At 46.6% G+C, this 17,348-nt stretch carries 18 protein-coding genes; 7 read left to right on the top strand and 11 right to left on the bottom strand.

From position 1 onward, the window contains the following. Position 1: 1 nt before the first annotated feature. The 8 genes from B9N86_RS06200 to B9N86_RS06235 form a co-directional block, all read right to left on the bottom strand. Positions 2 to 2,119, bottom strand: coding sequence for an acyltransferase family protein (locus tag B9N86_RS06200; protein ID WP_342193639.1), 2,118 nt, complete (start codon positions 2,117 to 2,119; stop codon positions 2 to 4). A 385-nt stretch (positions 2,120 to 2,504) separates the two neighbouring features. After that, positions 2,505 to 3,665, bottom strand: coding sequence for a sporulation protein YhbH (yhbH, locus tag B9N86_RS06205; protein WP_208918233.1), 1,161 nt, complete (start codon positions 3,663 to 3,665; stop codon positions 2,505 to 2,507). A gap of 208 nt (positions 3,666 to 3,873) precedes the next feature. After that, positions 3,874 to 4,278 carry a DUF350 domain-containing protein gene (locus tag B9N86_RS06210; protein WP_208918234.1) on the bottom strand — a complete coding sequence of 135 codons (405 nt, stop codon included), beginning with the start codon at positions 4,276 to 4,278 and terminating at the stop codon, positions 3,874 to 3,876. Between the two features lie 30 nt (positions 4,279 to 4,308). Then, a complete protein-coding gene (locus B9N86_RS06215; RefSeq protein WP_208918235.1) occupies positions 4,309 to 5,649 on the bottom strand; it encodes a glutathionylspermidine synthase family protein in 1,341 nt (446 codons plus the stop codon). Positions 5,650 to 5,655: 6 nt separating this feature from the next. Beyond that, a complete protein-coding gene (locus B9N86_RS06220; RefSeq protein ID WP_208918236.1) occupies positions 5,656 to 5,955 on the bottom strand; it encodes a hypothetical protein in 300 nt (99 codons plus the stop codon). Then, entirely contained in the window at positions 5,945 to 6,418 is a 474-nt protein-coding gene (locus B9N86_RS06225) for a hypothetical protein (RefSeq protein WP_208918237.1), read from the bottom strand. Before B9N86_RS06225 ends, B9N86_RS06220 begins: the two co-directional genes overlap by 11 nt. 17 nt (positions 6,419 to 6,435) lie before the next feature. After that, positions 6,436 to 7,470, bottom strand: coding sequence for a potassium channel family protein (locus B9N86_RS06230; RefSeq protein WP_244562976.1), 1,035 nt, complete (start codon positions 7,468 to 7,470; stop codon positions 6,436 to 6,438). 169 nt (positions 7,471 to 7,639) lie between these two features. Beyond that, positions 7,640 to 8,062 (bottom strand): hypothetical protein, encoded by a 423-nt coding sequence (locus B9N86_RS06235; RefSeq protein ID WP_208918238.1) that lies wholly within the window; start codon positions 8,060 to 8,062, stop codon positions 7,640 to 7,642. A 195-nt stretch (positions 8,063 to 8,257) separates the two neighbouring features. Here B9N86_RS06235 and B9N86_RS06240 point away from each other — a divergent pair, with 195 nt between their 5' ends. Beyond that, entirely contained in the window at positions 8,258 to 8,638 is a 381-nt protein-coding gene (locus B9N86_RS06240) for a DUF423 domain-containing protein (RefSeq protein WP_208918239.1), read from the top strand. A gap of 73 nt (positions 8,639 to 8,711) precedes the next feature. Here B9N86_RS06240 and B9N86_RS06245 read toward each other — a convergent pair whose 3' ends face one another. Further along, positions 8,712 to 9,272: a hypothetical protein gene (locus B9N86_RS06245; protein WP_208918240.1), complete on the bottom strand. Its 561-nt coding sequence runs from the start codon at positions 9,270 to 9,272 to the stop codon at positions 8,712 to 8,714. 184 nt (positions 9,273 to 9,456) lie between these two features. Here B9N86_RS06245 and B9N86_RS06250 point away from each other — a divergent pair, with 184 nt between their 5' ends. Then, positions 9,457 to 9,759, top strand: coding sequence for a YunC family protein (locus tag B9N86_RS06250; RefSeq protein WP_208918241.1), 303 nt, complete (start codon positions 9,457 to 9,459; stop codon positions 9,757 to 9,759). Between the two features lie 64 nt (positions 9,760 to 9,823). Here the strand turns inward: B9N86_RS06250 and mtnA are convergent, their stop codons facing one another. Beyond that, on the bottom strand, positions 9,824 to 10,906 hold the full coding sequence (gene mtnA / locus B9N86_RS06255) for an S-methyl-5-thioribose-1-phosphate isomerase (protein ID WP_208918242.1): 1,083 nt from the start codon (positions 10,904 to 10,906) through the stop codon (positions 9,824 to 9,826). After that, a complete protein-coding gene (gene mtnK / locus B9N86_RS06260; protein ID WP_208918243.1) occupies positions 10,903 to 12,126 on the bottom strand; it encodes an S-methyl-5-thioribose kinase in 1,224 nt (407 codons plus the stop codon). Before mtnK ends, mtnA begins: the two co-directional genes overlap by 4 nt. A gap of 527 nt (positions 12,127 to 12,653) precedes the next feature. Between mtnK and B9N86_RS06265 the strand changes: the two genes are divergently transcribed. The 5 genes from B9N86_RS06265 to sufU all read left to right on the top strand — a co-directional run bounded on the left by B9N86_RS06265 (position 12,654) and on the right by sufU (position 17,321). Continuing rightward, positions 12,654 to 13,130, top strand: coding sequence for a Dps family protein (locus B9N86_RS06265; RefSeq protein ID WP_208918244.1), 477 nt, complete (start codon positions 12,654 to 12,656; stop codon positions 13,128 to 13,130). Positions 13,131 to 13,582: 452 nt separating this feature from the next. After that, positions 13,583 to 14,365 carry a Fe-S cluster assembly ATPase SufC gene (sufC, locus tag B9N86_RS06270; protein ID WP_208918245.1) on the top strand — a complete coding sequence of 261 codons (783 nt, stop codon included), beginning with the start codon at positions 13,583 to 13,585 and terminating at the stop codon, positions 14,363 to 14,365. 22 nt (positions 14,366 to 14,387) lie between these two features. Beyond that, the gene (gene sufD, locus B9N86_RS06275; RefSeq protein ID WP_208918246.1) at positions 14,388 to 15,692 is read left to right on the top strand and encodes a Fe-S cluster assembly protein SufD; all 1,305 of its coding nucleotides are present in this window, start codon (positions 14,388 to 14,390) and stop codon (positions 15,690 to 15,692) included. Then, positions 15,689 to 16,909 carry a cysteine desulfurase gene (locus B9N86_RS06280; protein ID WP_208918247.1) on the top strand — a complete coding sequence of 407 codons (1,221 nt, stop codon included), beginning with the start codon at positions 15,689 to 15,691 and terminating at the stop codon, positions 16,907 to 16,909. The genes sufD and B9N86_RS06280 overlap by 4 nt, the downstream gene beginning before the upstream one ends. Next, positions 16,899 to 17,321 carry a Fe-S cluster assembly sulfur transfer protein SufU gene (sufU, locus tag B9N86_RS06285; protein ID WP_208918248.1) on the top strand — a complete coding sequence of 141 codons (423 nt, stop codon included), beginning with the start codon at positions 16,899 to 16,901 and terminating at the stop codon, positions 17,319 to 17,321. Before B9N86_RS06280 ends, sufU begins: the two co-directional genes overlap by 11 nt. Positions 17,322 to 17,348: the final 27 nt, after the last annotated feature.

Genomic DNA, 17,348 nt, shown 5'->3' on the forward strand with positions numbered 1-17,348 from the left:
TTTACTTTTTAATGGCATTCATAATAAGAGAGGTGTATGCAGCAGCTCCTTCAGGCTCCAGATGTACACGGTCTGATCTGAAATATTCGGGATGATCCTTACTTGCAGCATACCAATCCACAAGCGTGGTATTCGTGAACTTCTTGCTGGTCTCAGCCAGCATGGTGTTTACGTTGCGCTCCCAGTCTCTTGGAACTTTAGTGTTTACAAGAATTACTTGTTTGGCCGTGCTCAAGGAACTGAGCAGAGACTTCAAATCCTTCTCAGCAAAAGCTCCGTTCGTTCCCAGGCCAATGATTACGACCCCGTTCAGCCGTCCTTTGGCTTTTAGCCCTGGGATTAGCTCATCCGCCTGATACATTTGCCGGCCGATCTTGGCATCAATCATTATTCCGGGAAGCTGTTTTTGCAGATAAGGCGTGACACCGACCATTACAGAATCGCCTATCGCTGTGACGGATGATCCGTCCTGAGGCTTTTGGGTACCGCCGCCTGGCTGTTTCGAGTTGTTGGGTTTCTTGGCTGTACTATCCGATGGTTTGTTGCCTGGTATCTTGGATTTATCCGGATTCTCGGCAGGTTTTTCCTTTTCGGGTGTACCTGGTTTACCGGTAGACTCGTTTCCATTCTTGCTGCCATCGGGATTCTTAGCTGCTGGCTCTTTATGTACAGGATTTTCTGTTGGCACAGCTGCCTGGTCCTCTTCAGGATTCTGGTCAGGCTTGGGTTTCTTTACAGGTGTTGCTCCTTGATCTCCGGAAGTAGCCGTACTGTCCGGAGGGGTGTCATTACCTTGGGAAGGAGCTTCTATACTGTTATCCTGTTCTGGCTCTACAGCTGGATCAGCAGGGGGCATAAGGACGTCCACGAGAGCTTCTTCGGATTCCTGAGCCGTTGTAGCACCGGAGACGCTTGTCATCATCCCTGCACAAAATATTCCGATCAACACAAGAGTGCTGCATGAAACGACCCAGCTTTTTAGAGAGAGCCGTCCCGGACGCCATTGTGGATGACGCACTTTTTGCCATAGTGTTTTAAGGGCTCCATGGCGAATCGGCTCCTCAATGTACTTCCAGGATAGGGAGGCCAGAATAACGCTGGCTGCAACCTGCAAGGATGTGTGCAAGACGCTGTTCCCTATCGGGTTCCCGTCCGGACTTGTAAGGATAATAACTGGATAATGCCATAGGTAAATGCCGTAGGAACGGACACCGATCCATCGCAGCGGCTTACTCCCTAATATTTTGCCGAGCAGTGCTGCTGGATGAGCCAGGACAGCAACGACGACAGCTGAAGCAAGAGACAAAATGACCATACCGCCCTGATAAAGACTTGCATCATAGCGGTCTGTTTTCCACATCATGTACAAGACGAGGACGAGAGCGGCTGTTCCGGCGGTGTCCAGCCCCAGGCGAACGAAAGGTGAGGCATTGGAGGACCGCTTATAGCTGGGCCAAATAATGGCGAGACCGGCTCCGATCAGCAGTCCAAATGCACGGGTGTCTGTGCCGAAATATACGCGGCTTGGATCTCTGCCAGGCTCGTAAAGCAGTACCATGGTTAACGCTGAAATACTAGCAAGGATGAAGATAAAGTACAACATTTGTCCTCGGCGTGGAAATACACGAAGACCGATCAGCATAATGAGCGGCCATAAAAGATAAAACTGCTCTTCTACCGCCAGGGACCACATGTGTCCCAAGGGAGAAGGAGGGCCGAAGGATTCGAAATAAGATACGTCTTGAAATATAAACTGCCAGTTGCTTATGTATGTGACTGCCGCTGTAACGTCTCCTCGGAGCGTCGACATTCGGGAGTGATCGAATAGAGTAACCCATGCAACAATGATGATAAGCATTGCGAACATGGCTGGAAGCAGCCGCCGGAATCTTCTGTACCAGAAATCTTTCAGGTCGAGTCTGCCATTTGTGCGCCACTGCGCTGCCAGTATATCTGTGATCAAGTAGCCGGAGAGCACGAAAAATATGCTAACTCCCAAGAAACCACCAGGGGCAAATTTAAGGCCCCAATGATAGCTCATGACGCCGATCAACGCCAAAGCTCTAAGTCCATCCAGTCCCGGCATGTAGCGAGATTCTTTTTTCAATGGTTCAGGCACAGGTTATCACCCCTGCCTTGCACGAATTACGGAAGTTTTTGTCGTAAAAAAACCGGTTTGCCGCAGTGAAGTTCATATTCACAAACGTCTGGGTGCTATTATACAAGAAAGTCATTTGGAACATGTTTAAACCTTCCCTTTCCAAAACAAGATGTCGTAGGTTAATACTAGCACCGCTGGAAAAAAAGTAGGTGACAAAAAGGTAAACCTGAGGAAACATATCGATGTCAATAAAAAGACAGAATTTTAACTAACCCTCATGTCGAAAAAAAACGAAAGGTAGAAAGAGGTGTCGGCTCGTTGTTAACTACCGTCTGCAGCTCCATAAAGAAGAGGAGGTGTCTGTAACCTCCCCCGTAGCCTTTAATGTGTATTCCAATAATTACTAGCTAATAGCCCCCTCCTTTTTTTTGAAAAAAGTTTTGAGTGCCTCGTAAACCTCGCCTTTGTCCTTGATCACATGGTATAAAAACTGATCCATTTTTATGTTCTTATACGCTGACATCAGCGTGCTGCTGCGGTTGTACTGGTTGACTTCGCCATACCCGAACATATTACTTACTTTGAGAAGCTCACCGATCAGCTTAACACATCGTTCATTATCTGAGGTCAGGTTGTCGCCATCCGAGAAATGAAAGGGATAGATGTTGTATTTGGAAGAGGGATAGCGTGAGTGGATAATATCGAGTGCCTTAATGTAAGCCGAAGAACAGATTGTACCTCCGCTCTCACCACGTGTGAAAAAATCCTGCTCGGTTACTTCTTTGGCTTCCGTATGGTGTGCGATGAACACAATTTCAACTTTTTCGTACTGCCGGCGAAGGAAACGTGTCATCCAGAAGAAGAAGCTGCGGGCACAATACTTCTCGAAGGAGCCCATCGATCCTGATGTATCCATCATGGCAATGATCACTGCATTAGACTCGGGAATGACCGTGTCATCCCACGTTTTATAACGCAGATCGTCAGGACTGATGTGATGAATACCTGGATTGCCTGTTGTAGCATTACGGCGGAGATTTTCCAGAATCGTTCTCTTTTTATCGATATTAGACATGATGCCTTTTTTACGAATATCGTTGAAGACGATGGAATGCGTTTCGATCTGCTCTTTATCCTTGGGCTGAAGCAGCGGGAGCTCGAGTTCTTCGAACAGCATGTTTTCAAGCTCTTCGATACTGACCTCTGTCTCCACCACATCCTGACCCGGCTGGTCTCCGGCCTTCTCTCCCTTTCCGGGTGCCTGTTGTGAAGGATCGCGGCCGAGAACGTCACCAACCTGGCTGTCACCGTCTCCCTGCCCAACATGCTTTTGCTTCTGGTAATTATAAATGAACCGGTACTCGTCAAGGCTGCGGATCGGTACTTTGATAATCTGCTTACCATCCGAGAGAATAATGTTCTCCTCTGTGATGAGATCAGGCAGGTTCTGCTTGATTACTTCCTTGATCTTACGTTGATGGCGAACCTGGTCCTGGTAGCCTTTGCGGTGGAGCGACCAATCTTCACGGGATACGACGAACGACAGGGCATCTTCGTTTTTCACGGACAGGCACCTCCCACTTTCGGCCTATGCCTAATACGGTCATAAGGTCTGTAGTATTTCATTATATTCTCGCAAGCGGTTGTTATGTGAGTGTGGATGGCTGGGAACCCGGTTTTCAGCTTGGTCTATTTTTGAATAACGAAAGAGCCTGCGACAGCTCACATGATGTGTAAACTGTGACAGGCCCTTTTAATAAAATGCATACTCTTTACATTAAGAAAGTGCCTACTACGATGGAAACCCCGATGATGATCGAACGTAGAAGCTGGGCGACCGCCATATTGCCCTTCGCGATTTCTTCGCAAACTTTAAATTGCGGCGTGATCCAGTCAAAGATGAGATATACGAGACAGAGAATGGCCATTCCGATCAGTGACCAAATGATCATCTGCAACCAGGAATGCGAACTGTAGGATACCATGGCAACGATGATACAGAGACCAAGCAACTTGCTTCCCATATAAAGACCTGCTGCCGTATTTCCTCCCGTGATTTCTTTGCGGTCGTCAAAACGTGTCAGAGAACTAAACACGAAATAGCCAATGATAAGTACACCAAGAATAATGCCTAGACCGATGATGACATTGAGTAGATTTAACCCGAAATTTTGCAAAAAGAAGCTCCTCCTTTAAGTTGATGAAATTTATTCTTCAGGTGCGAAGATGGCTGCAGGAAGGTAGTAAGCATCGTCTCCGGTAACCTTTCCTCCTATTCTGGATAAAACGCCGCCGAAGCGGCCGCCCACTACGAAAGCTCCCGTTAGGAGACGACCGCTGTACACACCTTCTTCTGTTTCGACCTCTGCCGAAGGCATAGTCCAGTATTGTTGATAAATCTTTGGTTGATCGCTGTAATACGCCAGAATGTCCGCGTCTTCCTCTGAATCGTGATTACTGTCGGTCGATGAAGGTGCATTAGCATCTTTTTTCTGACTCCCATGAAGCGAGGTTCCTTTCCCTTCACGGCCCCAATAGCTTTTGGCAACATACGGTAAATTCTGCAGCTTAAAGGGCTCAGGACTAAAATAGGTGGGCAAACAGTACGTTGAAATAATCTCAAGTTCTTCAGGTTCAAACAATGTGAATCCACAGTAATCAGCGGTCTGATGATTTCGCTCATACAGCGACCAAAGTGTCGCGAGAAACCCTTTGCTCTGCAAAATGAAATTTTGCGGCGGATTGATTAATCCGATCTTGCCCGCAGATGCCAACTCCAACAGTGCTTCACCGACATTGAGACCCGAGGTCTCATCCCGGTCCTGTGTCAGATACTCAAGCGGGTAAAGCCGGTACCAAATGTCGATTTGGCGTCCGTTATGGTAAAGGCCTTTACCTGGTATGATGTCCAGCTCCTCCAGAGGAGCATAGTGAGCAGGAACGTTCATTCTACGCAGCTGCTCCATCAGATAGAGCGTATTGAAGCGGTCCTCAGGATGCCAATCATAGCAGCTGAATGTAACGGATTTCTCAAGTCCTCGAGCTTTATAAAATTCGGCGAAGGCAGCTAATTCTTCCCCCAACAGCTCTTGCAGGTTAACCGAAGGGCCTTTCCATGATGTATGTCGTTTAAGAATCTGCCCCTCAAGGTAAGCAGACTCCGGAATACCTGTCGGTGTGTCGGCATTGTTCTCGATCATTTTCATCCCTTGCGGTCCGAGGATCCAATCCTGCCTGGTTATTCCGCCTAACGGAATTTCTTCACGGATAAGCGGCAGAAGAGAGGGGGGGATGTCGAGCTGCCGGATCAGATAGCTATCTGGCATGTACCGTTGTACAAAACGCATGGTTTTACGGAATATGGCATCCATCGCTTCTGATGCGGTGCTCAGCTCTGATATTTCTCCAGGACTGTATAGAGCGATAGAAGGGAGGCAGTAGGCCTTTTCGTACATACGGTGATATGACACGATGTTGGAGGTTTCGCCACCGTATACGTCCTCCTGAGTGCTGCCAAGAGGATGTATAGGCCATAATGAATCAGTCATCGTCAATCAGCCTCCTGATCTTACACCGCTCGAGCCGCCGCTGCCGAATCCTGAATGGCTTTTTGAAGAACGGATCGAATCACTTTGAGAACGGGTAAGAGGTGTGCCTTTACCGTGATAAACTCCGGATCCACCGTTATAGTAATAATAGCCGCCGGATGAATCATATTCGCAGTATTCAATATTGGGATCACAGTCATCATAATAGTTGTCCCCGCATCCGGTTAAGGTCGCCGGAACAGCCAGCATTAAAGCAAAAGCCGCTAATCTCATTTTTGAACCGGGGGCCATGTCGTTATTGTTCATCACTATCTGCCTCCTTCAGGAACAGTAAGACTCTATCGTGGGTTGGATCATATATGCTGAATAATATTTCATAGGTCAGACTGCTGAATACTAGATAATGATTGAGAAGGTAGGCGGCGATATCCCGTTTAAACGTGGGAGCGGGAAAAAGCCGATCCGGTGTTTGAAAGGCTGTGCCATCCCAGAGCAGATACTCTATACGGGAGAAGCCAACGGAACTGCTTTTGACAGCAGATTCGATAGCATTGCCGTAGGTCTCCACTTCTTCTGGATTAAAGGATGTAACGTATATGAACTCTCCGGACTGATCATCACTTTCATGGGACAAATGCACGAACAGCTGCCCGGACAAGAGCGTAGCATCGACCAATTTTCTAATAAACAGCTCATCCTGTGAGACCGATGATTCCTCAGCTGGCTTCGATCTTCCACGCTTTTCTTCCGGCCAGACGACATATTTCAATAAATAATAAATAACAATTACCTGCCTTTCTTGATTATCCCGGCGTAAGTCTCGGGATTACAAATAACATACAGCTTCGGATCCTGACCGATGGGATCATCAAGCATGCGGTTAATTCCGAGATTGCCGCGATTAGCGATGAGTGTTGCACCTTGTGTCAGCAGTGCCTCGAAAGCATTTCTGTAGGTGACCCAGGCAGGATCACATGGAATTTCATACAGATCATCTCCGAACCGGCTGCTGAGAAGCTGGGTGTATATCTCTGTACTGCCTTCATGTAATGCGGAACGTACAGCCAAGCGTGATACCGCATCATGGGAAACGATAAAATCATTGATGTTTACATGACGGAAATTGTGAATATGCTTTTCTAGCATAATTTCCACGGTCGTATGTACTTCCGGAGCCAGCCTTTCAATGCTAGAGGAGATTAACAGTGACTTGCCGTCTGTGAGTGAAGGATCGTCGATCCTTATGTCACCAAAGATAATGGCTGATTTCGCCCGTTCGATGCCTGCTTTCCGGAGCGTGTCTTCCGAAGCCGGATCACCGCTTATAAAATGCACTCTCGGATGTTCAACAGGCATTCTGTCCAGATCATCGATCAGGACAATCTCGTTCAGATTTCCGGCACCAAGCAGTTCATCTATCGCAGATTGGGCTTTTTTGTTCCAGTGGATAATGATGATATGGCTCCTATTCGGATAATCCACTTTACCGCTCATCCTCCTTTCTTTGGCGTTTACGAACAGATCTATGATTTTTCCGATAACCAAGCTGAGTAGGCCAATACCGAACAAATACAGAAATATTGCGAATACTTTGCCAGCAGCTGTTACTGGATAAAAGTCACCATAACCGACTGTAGTCAGGGTAGTCATGACATACCAGAAGGCGTTAAACGGATTTTTAAATGTGTCCGGTTCAAGAAGGTACATGATGCATGAAGCCAGGATGATAAATATCCCTGAGAACACAATAAGAAAAGGAGCAGGGAGACGGAACAAACGATTGGACAAACGTCTTAACAGTAGATACAAGATTTTTTTCACCCCGCTTCATATCCCTGAAATTGGATCACTTGGCTATTATATACGGGTTATACGCTGGTCTGCCATAAAAAGATTCAGAAAAATATAAAGGCCCTTAACCTCATAAATAATGAGGTTAAGGGCCTTTATCAGTCGATCAAACGCTGGGTAATATCGCAGGGATTTTATGCTATCCGTTCAGAACGAATACGAAAAGAGCCAGAATTATAAATAGGACGATACCATTAATAATTGCACCGATAACCGAGTGAGATCTTTTGTGGTTTTTGGAGAAGCTTCCAGCCAGTCCTAACAAAAAACCGACCAGATTGATAGCCAGGATAATAACGAACACAGCGGCCAGGGATGTCATGGCTTCGAGTGCCTCCTGAGGTGGTTGTAGTATCGGACCTTCCGGAGTAACATATGGCTCTATCATTGTCGTTCCGAGCGAAGCCATAATAATATAACCCAATAAAGTTATAATAGAGATGATAAAAGATGCAATTCCAAAACGGGATTGTTTTCTGTCCTCTGGTGGGATGAATGTATTCTTAGATTGTTTTGAAGGCTCCTTCGGCTTCGAAGGAGGGGACGGGGTCTGATGGTCCATAATTATTTCTCTCCTTATTCAAACATTTAGTTTCGAATCGTATCTGTATTAATTTTTCACAAAACAGCCGTGAAATCAAGTACTTGCTTTTGTTAGATTGGTGGCAAACGTGTATTCCTTCGGTTAAACTGAATAATAAGTATCGAATACAAGAAAACGCTGTATAAGGAAATGCAAAAGGAGTTGTCAAAAAAGATGCAGAGGACATTCATGGCATGGGGAGCTGTCCTAATGGCACTGTCCGTAGCTATCGGCGCATTCGGCGCTCACATGCTGGAAGGAAGAATCAGTGCGGATGAAATGGCAGTATATGAGACTGGCGTACATTACCACATGATTCATGGTATTGCTGTCATCATTACGGGACTTGCTGCAGGTTTGTTCGGCGAATCCAGAAAGTTGTTCTGGGCCGGTGTGCTGTTTATCGCAGGAGTTCTTATTTTCTCCGGAAGTTTGTATGTGCTGAGCCTGAGCGGAATCAAGTGGCTTGGTGCGATCACGCCGATCGGAGGCGTATCCTTTATTGCCGGCTGGCTGGTTCTTATGTCTTCGGCCTGGTCTGGAAAAAGGACATAGCAATAGGCAGTAAGTAAATCAAAACGGCTTGCCTGTTCCCGTGTGGGGAGGCGAAGCCGTTTTTTTATATGTTCTAGCTGGTACTGAATTCGTCAATTTCATTCACATTAAAAGTATAAACCTGCTTTTCATCCACATGATAAACATTCACCAGCTGATTGCTGTCATCATAGTTGAGAATTCGGCAGGGCAGACTTACCTGTTTACCGTTACGGTTCGCCGTCAGCCTCACAAGGCGGTTATCCTTTGAGTATATTTTTATCCATTCATAAGGGTCACTCTCAGGGGGGACTGGAGTGCTGGCGGCAGCAGGCTTCTTTTCCTTTTCTGGTAAGGAAGCGCCTTTAGCTGAATTAGTCTTGGCGGTATTTTCTTTTTTGGTAGAGGATGATGATTCGTTTAACGTAGAAGACTTAGAGACTTTGGAGATGACAGAGCGTTTTTTGGCTTGGATCAGGGTGTCGATGATTTCACCAAGTTCTAACCCCGATTTGACGCGAAAATCAATGACTTCTTCATGATTGTTTAGCATCTCCAGTAAGTGTTGCAAAGCTAGTGCGTTGGAGCGGCTTTTTATTAGAATATCAACGTTAAATAAAAAACCGTTATCATCAGTAGTTGCGTTATTGTTCATAGGTTTATGGTTCACCAGCTTTCAAAAACTTTCCTAAACACAACTATATCATACCTTTCAGATAATCATAGTCCTAATGTCACGCAGAATTTCATAAAAATGTTTTATTAGCTAGAGACGTTAGCACCATACTGTATCCTACAGAATACACATAATCTTAGCCGTGTGAGGGGAGATGTGTTTCATGGTTACACTATTGCCTATCGAAATTGAGGGACATACCGTCATGGGTGTGGAAGTAAAATTGCCTAAAACTACACTTTTGGCGATTTACACGACTCGCGGATATATTATGTGTGGGGCTCTGGACGTAGGTCTACTTAACCAAAAACTTGGAGACCGCCAGATTATTGCCGGAAGAGCTGTCGGAGTCCGTACACTAGAGGATCTGCTTGAGGCACCATTGGAGTCAGTTACCGTTGAAGCTGAAAAATGGGGGGTTCATCCGGGTTTGAAAGGCAAGGACGCAATCATTCGGATGTTGTAAGAGGTACTGATCTACAAATAAAGGACGATTCCGAATAGAATCGTCCTCTTCTTGGTTGTTTTGTTTATTCAGCGAATAAAGTCTTCAGGTTTTCCGGATATGGAGCCTCTATAATTCCTTTTTCTGTAATAATGGCCGTTACATATTCATGAGGTGTAATATCAAACGCCGGATTGTAAACCTTCACGCCGGATGGAGCCGTTCGTTTACCGAAGCCTTCGGTAATTTCTTCTGCCGGACGTTCTTCGATCGGTATGTCTGCACCCGTCGGTGTGCTCAAGTCGATGGTGGATAAAGGACAGGCTACATAAAATGGTATTCCATGTGCTTTAGCTAAAACAGCGACCCCATAGGTTCCGATCTTGTTGGCGACGTCTCCGTTCGCAGCAACCCTATCGGTTCCCACGATGACAGCCTGTATCCATCCTTTAGACATGACCATGGCCGCCATGTTGTCGGCGAGCAAAGTTACATCAATTCCCGCTTGCTGAAGCTCGAAGGCGGTAAGACGCGCGCCCTGAAGCACAGGTCTAGTCTCATCAGCAAATACTTTAAAGGAAATCCCCTGTTCGTGAGCGAGATACATGGGAGCGAGTGCTGTACCGTATCTGGCTGTTGCCAGACCTCCTGCATTGCAGTGGGTAAGAATGCCCATGCCGTCCTGAATAAGCGGCAGCGCATGTTCACCGATCTGCCGGCATACTTCTTCGTCTTCGGAGCGGATAGCATGAGCTTCAGCGAGAAGTCCTTCATTCAGACTAGTGATATTTTGATTCCCACTGGCAAGTTTCTCGGCAGCCAGTTTCATCCTGTCCAAAGCCCAGAATAAATTGACTGCGGTTGGCCGTGATGTTGCCAGATAAGCACAAGTTTGATGAACATGATTTACCCATTCAGCTGAAACATCGCCTGGATAGCTGTTTGCGCCAAGAACGGCACCGTATGCTGCGGCGATGCCGATGGCTGGGGCTCCGCGGACCTTCATGGAGTGTATTCCTTCCCAGACATCTTCCGGGGTATAGAGCTTCAGGTTGACGATCTCACCCGGAAGAAGCCGCTGATCCAGCATAACAAGATGGTCGCCGCCCCATAGGAGGGATCTTAGCGGGCCAGTTGTTGAATCAAGAATTGTGTTTGTGTTGCTCATATAGACACCCCTATTTCTGTAGTTGCAAGATGTACAAGCTTTAGTAAGTCATCCACGGTACCGATATTCCGGTGGTGGCGGACCAGATTTTTTCCGACAGCGAGTGCTTTACGCTGCGCTGTTTCACGTGCCATATCATTTTCAATTCCATCAATGTCTGCTACATGCGACAATCCGACAATTCTGCGTATCATTTTGCATCCCGCGAAACCTGTAGCATCTCGTAATACCTCAGTTAGGTAATGATCCTGATATCCAGGTGTCCGTGACATTTCGTCAACCAGGTCTTTGTTCCATAGGCTGCGGAAGGATGATTCAAAATGATTCCATACATCCTTAACCATCTCAAGAAGACGTTCTTCTCGTAATGTTAAGTCTTCATTGCTTTGGTTCCATCCCGGTTGGGAAGCATAGTTGAGCAGCAGATTTCCGATTACAGCGCCAATATCAAATCCCATCGGTCCAAAGTAGGCAAATTCGGGATCGATCATCTTGGTAGATTCAGGAGTGACGAAGATACTTCCTGTATGCAAATCTCCGTGAAGGAGGGCTTGGCTGTGTGTCAGGAATTTCTCTCGAAGAAGTGCTACCTCAAAATGAAGAGGAATATCGTTTCGTAAGGCTTCGGCTTCATCTTCAATGCTATCCGAGTAGCTATTGTTGGCTGAGCTGCGGTAAGGATCTTCAAAAATGAGATCTTCCGTAATTTTGCACAAATCCGGATTGACGTAGCGCCCTGCAAGTTCTTTTTTCTCCTGTTGATTCATGCCAAGGTCAGAGGTGTAGAATAGTGTTTTTGCGAGAAATTGACCAATATGCTCCGCAAACCGGGGATATGTAATCCCATCGATTAATCCCTTCCGCATAATGGTATATTGGCTCAGATCCTCCATTATAGTATAAGCAAGTTCGTCTGAATAGGCGAATACCTTTGGAACGAAATCGGGACAAAGCCGATGCTGTATTTCGAGAGATTGTCGTTCAATACGCGCCCGTTCAAGTGATAGAGGCCAGGATTCCCCGACAACCTTTGCATAAGGAACGGCTTGTTTGATAATGATACTTTCAGCGGAATTTTCCGTGGTCACATGGAATACAAGATTTAGATTACCGTCACCGATCTCTCGGCAGTTAAGCACAGCGTTTTCGGAAAAGACCCCGGGAAGGCGTTGCGCAAGCGTGATCGCTTCTTCCGAAGTCAGTGGATGATATGCGGACATAGATGGTCACCTCCATATATAATAGAAAAAAGAAAAACCAACTTTTCTAGTAGGTATAATTCAGTATAACGGCAAACCAGGCACTTTTGTACATTTTTTTAACAATGACTCATTCGGCCTTTGACTTGATTCGGAGCCAGCCCGCTGGGGTAAACTATAAGTAGACGCCCGGCTTATTCGTAAATGTTGATAATTTAAGTGCGTGTTCAAAAAGGTCGGTTTTCAGCACCGAAGCATATGCTTCCGATGTGCGTTTTTTCAAAACGCTTGAGTTGGATGAAGCTAGGGACTGAGGAGCGGAGCTACACGTTTTCGTAGAAAACGTCTTCGGAAGCATCAGCTGTTTTGGGTACGTGAGCACCTAAAATGTTTCCGGAGGAAACATACTTCGTAAGCATCCACTTAGGACCGGCTGAATTCAAAATTCGATGCCGAGCCCACTTCTTGATTCACTTCGTGATCAAAAGCGGACTTTTTGAACAACCTCTTTAAGGGTGAATCATATATGGAAAAGGAAGGGATTACTTATGGCTAAAACTCAATCGACTAAATCGAGCAGCAAAACGAGAAACTCAGGTGTAGAGCAAGCACTGAACCAGCAGGTAGCTAATTTTAATGTCCTCTATGTGAAACTCCATAATTACCATTGGTATGTTGGTGGCGAGCAGTTTTTTTCCCTTCATGCTAAATTCGAAGAACTATATGATGAGGTTACCTTGAAGATGGATGAGGTGGCTGAACGGCTGCTTGCAATCAAAGGACAGCCGGCTGCTACGATGAAAGAATATCTTGAAATCTCTACGATTCAGGAGGCGGCAGGCAATGAGGATACCCGCGGCATGGTGCAGCAGCTCGTAGAGGATTTTGCTACACTTTCTGAGGAACTGCAAGAAGGTATCGAAATTGCCGAGAAAGCGGAGGATATGCCTACTGCTGATATGCTGACAGGCTTCAAAGCGGACTTTGAGAAACATATGTGGATGCTTCGTTCTTTCCTAGGATAAGAAAATAGATTGAACGGGATGACTGGTGGATAAGGTCAAGAAATTCATTCTTTTGTTGAAAAATACAAATATGCCTGGGCAGTCGTAACACCTTAATCCTTCCGAATGTGACAACCGTCTGGTGAGGTACAGTTATTGAACAACGGTGCTGGATGCAGATCGAAAGGGGAGAGGGCTCAGCTTATAGTAACAGCTGTTCCGGGGACAGGCTGTAAAATAAAGGGCTTGGCCGTATAGACGGTCAGGCTTTTTTTATGGACATTGGTGCAATGATAAATATCACACATTGGCTTGTCCGGTTGAATTAAAGTACCTTTTATTATAAGATGGGTTGAGAATCACTGAGAATCAGTTTAGAATAATTATAAATAAATCATCTTGTGATAAATCAGGGCGACCGATCCTGTTATCATATCACACCACTATACTTTTTTCGACGGAGGGAATATCACATGTCAACGAAGTTTGTCATTGAAGGTTTGAAAGCACAAATCGAAGGCAAAGAAATCCTTAAGGGTATTAACCTGGAGATGAATGGCGGTGAAGTACATGCCATCATGGGACCGAACGGAACAGGTAAAAGTACTCTAGCTTCTGCTTTGATGGGTCATCCAAAATACGAAGTTACAGAAGGAAGCGCGACTTTGAACGGTGAAGATCTGCTTGAAATGGAAGTGGATGAGCGCGCTTTGGCAGGATTGTTCCTGGCGATGCAATACCCAAGCGAAATCGCTGGTGTGACCAACTCCGACTTCCTTCGCAGTTCGATCAACGCACGCCGCGGTGAAGGAAATGAGATTTCTCTTATTAAATTCATCCGCCAAATGGAAGGCAAGATGAAAGAGCTTGAGATGAATCCAGAATTTGCTCATCGTTACCTGAACGAAGGCTTCTCCGGCGGTGAGAAGAAACGTAACGAAATTTTGCAGATGATGATGATGGAACCGAAGGTTGTTATTTTGGACGAAATTGACTCCGGTCTGGATATTGACGCACTGAGAATCGTGGCTAACGGTGTTAATGCAATGAAAAACGAAGATCGTGGTTTCTTGATTATTACCCACTATCAGCGTTTGCTTAACTACATCACTCCGGATTTTGTACACGTGATGATGCAAGGACGTATCGTTAAATCCGGTGGTCCTGAATTGGCTCAACGTCTGGAAGCGGAAGGTTACGATTGGATTAAGGAAGAGCTCGGCATTACTGACGAAACTGTAGGTCAAGAAGCGTAAATAGACGGGAGGAGGAGAAGAAATGACTACACAAACCATTCTTCCGGTCAACGCTGAAGCATTGAAGGCACTGTCCGCAAGCAAGCAGGAGCCTGCTTGGGTAACGGAAAGCCGCCTGACATCGCTGGAACTGGCCGGCCAGTTGGAACTGCCTAAGCTGGAGAAGCAGCGGATTGACCGCTGGAACATCCAGGCGTTTGGTGAATACAAGCAAAGTGAGCAGCTTTCGTCTTTTGAAGATCTTCCACAGGAAGCGGCAAAACTTGTCGAAGGTTCAAGAGAAGGCGGACTCGTTATTCAGCGCAACTCGGGTACAGTGTACTCGAAGCTGTCTGAGGAGCTGGCTGCACAAGGCGTCATTTTTACCGATTTGGAAACAGCGGTTAAAGAACATGAGAATCTCGTGAAGCCTTACTTGCACGAGGCTGTGAAACGGGATGAACATTACCTTGCTGCATTGCACGCTGCAACTTGGAACGGTGGAGTATTCCTGTATGTCCCTAAAAATGTAGAGGTAGAACTGCCGCTACAGGCTGTAATGTTGACAGATAACGCTGAAGCGCTGTTTGCACCGCATGTGCTCATCGTTGCTGAAGCGAACAGTCGCGTCACTTATGTAGACAACTATCTATCCAATGGCTTGTCGGGCCATGTTACTCATAACGGTGCTGTTGAAGTGTTTGTTAAAAATGGAGCCAAGGTTCGTTTCGCATCGGTTCACCAACTGACATCGGAAACGACGGATATCACTTACCGCCGTGCAGTTGTTGAGAACGACGGTTCCATCGAATGGATTGTCGGTGAAATGAATGATGGCGACACGGCAAGCGACACGATGAGCGTATTGCAAGGAAACGGTTCCTTGTCGGATCAGAAGGTAATTGCTGTCGGTTCCGGATCCCAGAAGATTAATTACACAACACAAGCACGCCATTTCGGCAAAAGCTCTGCGAGCCAAATGATTACCCGTGCGGTTATGCGTGAAGAGGCTCAAGCGATCATTAACGGAATTACGAAGATCGAGAAGGGTGCAACGAAAGCGGACGGACAGCAAACCGAGCGTGTACTGATGCTCAGTCCGAAAGCACGCGGTGATGCGAACCCAATTCTTCTGATTGATGAAGATGATGTTACCGCAGGACACGCGGCTTCGGTAGGACAAGTGAATCAAGAGCAGATTTACTATCTGATGTCTCGTGGTATTTCCCGTACGACAGCAGAATCCTTGATCATTTACGGTTTCTTGGCGCCGGTAGTAAGCGAGATTCCTTTGGAAGGACTGCGCGACCAGCTTCAAGGACTTGTTGAAAGGAAGCTGGGACAATGAATGCCTCAATCCGAGAACAGTTTCCTATCCTACATCAGGAAATAAACGGGCATCCGCTGGTGTATCTCGATAACGCTGCGACTTCTCAGAAGCCGCGTGCTGTTATTGACGCCGTTAAACACTACTACGAGTGGGAGAACGCCAACGTACACCGTGGCGTTCATACACTTGGTAGCCGGGCAACGGATGCGTATGAAGGAGCCCGAGAGAAAGTTGCCCGATTCATCCATGCGAAAAGCACGGAGGAAATTATTTTTACACGCGGGACAACGACAGCTCTTAACCTGGTAGCCTCATCGTATGCACGTTCCGTCTGCGGACCCGGTGATGAAATCGTTCTGACGGAAATGGAGCATCACAGTAATCTCATACCGTGGCAGCAGGTGGCTCTTGCCGTCGGCGCTACGCTGAAATATATACCGATTCAACCGGATGGTACAATTACATTGGAAGATGTAGAGAAGACCGTAACAAACCGCACCAAGATCGTGGCTATTGCACATGTGTCTAATGTAATGGGTGTGGTTCACCGGGTGAAGGAAATTGCAGAGATTGCTCACCGCAACGGTGCCGTGATCGTTGTCGATGGAGCCCAGAGCACTCCGCACATGAAAGTGGATGTTCAGGATCTGGACTGCGACTTTTACGCTCTGTCTGGGCATAAAATGTGTGCTCCGACTGGTATCGGGGCACTATACGGTAAGAAGGCACTGCTTCAAGAGATGGAGCCGATAGAGTTCGGTGGTGAGATGATCAACGATGTCGGCCTCTATGAGTCCAATTGGAAGGAGCTGCCTTGGAAGTTTGAAGGCGGAACCCCGATTATTGCTGGTGCTGTTGGATTAGGTGCAGCCATAGACTTTCTTGAAGAGATCGGCATGGATGAGATTGAGCGTCATGAAAGCCGCCTCGCGGCTTATGCCATGAACCGTTTGGATGAGATTGAAGGGATTAGCCTGTACGGCCCGCGTAAGCGGGATGTTGGTCTCATCACTTTTAATCTGGGTGATGTCCATCCGCATGATGTCGCAACTGTGCTTGATGCACAAGGCATTGCGATTCGCGCTGGTCATCATTGCTGCCAACCGCTGATGCGCTGGCTCAAGGTGTCTTCTACAGCACGCGCCAGTTTTTATCTGTATAATACAGAAGAAGACGTCGACAGGCTTGTCAGTGCCTTAATCCAGACAAAGGAGTATTTTGGCGATGCAACTTGACGATTTGTACAGACGTGTCATTATGGATCATTATAAAAATCCTCGTAACCGTGGGAAATTCGAAGACGATGCCGTCACGATTGACTTGAACAATCCGACATGCGGAGACCGGATTTCACTGCAGATGAAGGTGGAGGACGGTATTGTAAAAGACGCCAAATATACGGGCGAAGGATGTTCGATCAGCATGTCCTCCGCGTCGATGATGACGGATGCCGTTAAAGGAAAAACGCTGGAAGAAGCTCTTGAGCTGGCTTCCAAATTCTCCTGTCTGATGCAGGGCGAAGATGTGGAATTTGAAGAATATGAAGATATTGAAGCCCTATCCGGTGTGAACAAGTTTCCTGCACGCATCAAATGCGCAACGCTGGCCTGGAATGCACTGCGAAAAGGAATAGACGATACAGAATAGAAACATTAGAACGATAGGGAGGTAAGA

This window comes from Paenibacillus uliginis N3/975 (genome assembly GCF_900177425.1).
Lineage (GTDB): Bacteria > Bacillota > Bacilli > Paenibacillales > Paenibacillaceae > Paenibacillus_AQ > Paenibacillus_AQ uliginis.

Bases quoted from the DNA above. Each gene is read 5' to 3' on its own strand.
- B9N86_RS06220 (WP_208918236.1), bottom strand. From the start codon at position 5,955: ATGAACAATAACGACATGGCCCCCGGTTCAAAAATGAGATTAGCGGCT.
- B9N86_RS06265 (WP_208918244.1), top strand. From the start codon at position 12,654: ATGGCTAAAACTCAATCGACTAAATCGAGCAGCAAAACGAGAAACTCA.
- B9N86_RS06280 (WP_208918247.1), top strand. From the start codon at position 15,689: ATGAATGCCTCAATCCGAGAACAGTTTCCTATCCTACATCAGGAAATA.
- B9N86_RS06235 (WP_208918238.1), bottom strand. From the start codon at position 8,062: ATGGACCATCAGACCCCGTCCCCTCCTTCGAAGCCGAAGGAGCCTTCA.
- sufU (WP_208918248.1), top strand. From the start codon at position 16,899: ATGCAACTTGACGATTTGTACAGACGTGTCATTATGGATCATTATAAA.
- B9N86_RS06240 (WP_208918239.1), top strand. From the start codon at position 8,258: ATGCAGAGGACATTCATGGCATGGGGAGCTGTCCTAATGGCACTGTCC.
- mtnA (WP_208918242.1), bottom strand. From the start codon at position 10,906: ATGAGCAACACAAACACAATTCTTGATTCAACAACTGGCCCGCTAAGA.
- B9N86_RS06215 (WP_208918235.1), bottom strand. From the start codon at position 5,649: ATGACTGATTCATTATGGCCTATACATCCTCTTGGCAGCACTCAGGAG.
- B9N86_RS06250 (WP_208918241.1), top strand. From the start codon at position 9,457: ATGGTTACACTATTGCCTATCGAAATTGAGGGACATACCGTCATGGGT.
- sufD (WP_208918246.1), top strand. From the start codon at position 14,388: ATGACTACACAAACCATTCTTCCGGTCAACGCTGAAGCATTGAAGGCA.
- sufC (WP_208918245.1), top strand. From the start codon at position 13,583: ATGTCAACGAAGTTTGTCATTGAAGGTTTGAAAGCACAAATCGAAGGC.
- B9N86_RS06245 (WP_208918240.1), bottom strand. From the start codon at position 9,272: ATGAACAATAACGCAACTACTGATGATAACGGTTTTTTATTTAACGTT.
- mtnK (WP_208918243.1), bottom strand. From the start codon at position 12,126: ATGTCCGCATATCATCCACTGACTTCGGAAGAAGCGATCACGCTTGCG.